Source organism: Candidatus Symbiopectobacterium sp. NZEC135, assembly GCF_025962695.1.
The window spans coordinates 1-725 of the sequence record NZ_JAGFPF010001098.1 but is presented as its reverse complement, the minus strand read 5'-3'; the positions used below and the strand labels follow the sequence as shown (position 1 = coordinate 725).

General features: G+C 51.4%; 1 protein-coding gene. It reads right to left on the bottom strand.

Going from position 1 to position 725, the window contains the following annotated elements; all coding sequences use genetic code 11:
* A partial coding sequence (locus tag J5224_RS32685; protein ID WP_264629080.1) for an SPASM domain-containing protein occupies positions 1–725 on the bottom strand: 725 nt, incomplete at both ends.

The following is a 725-nucleotide window of genomic DNA, read 5'->3' as shown; positions in this document are numbered from 1 at the left end:
GCCCTGTTTTCGGGGTAGCACGACGTTCCTCATTCAGGCAGCCTTCGATGGTTGCCAACAGTTTACCCGTGCCGCAGCAGTTATCCTGATAACCAGCCACGTGCCGTCGATTAATCACGCGATCGTGTGGACATCCCCCATGGCAGAGGGAAAACCAACGACACTGGCGCATTTTTTTGAAGGCTTCCTGCTCCTCACGCTTTGCCGCCTGATTATGGGCCGAATAGGCCAGCAGCTCTGCCAAATCCGTTTTCATCAACGAGCCGTAATGACTCCCCGCATCGCCCACATATTTGTCGCACGGTGAGACGTCTCCATTGGGTTCCAGGGTAATGACCTCCTGAGAACAATTTTCTGACCAGTAGCAGGCGGCCAGTTTCGTTCCTGGGTTCTTGATGGCTCGAATAAAATCGCTGAACTGTGGAATATGTAAAACGGTGCGATAGCCGTCCCACCAAAGCGTAAATGCCCGATCCAGAAACGCGATAAACTCGGCATAAGTGATGTAACTTTCGTCGATTTCCCCTCCGGCAGGGATGCGATTATCAGGAACGATGTTAAGAAATTCGATGTCATTAAGACCTATCTTGCCGAAGTAATCGAACATGTCTCGCAGATCCGTTTGATAGACGTGGCGGTCAACTACGATCAGTGCGCCATAGGGAATGGCATGTTGTTTGAGCTTTTTGATTCCCTCAGCGACGCGTTGTGCGGTTCCTCTACCG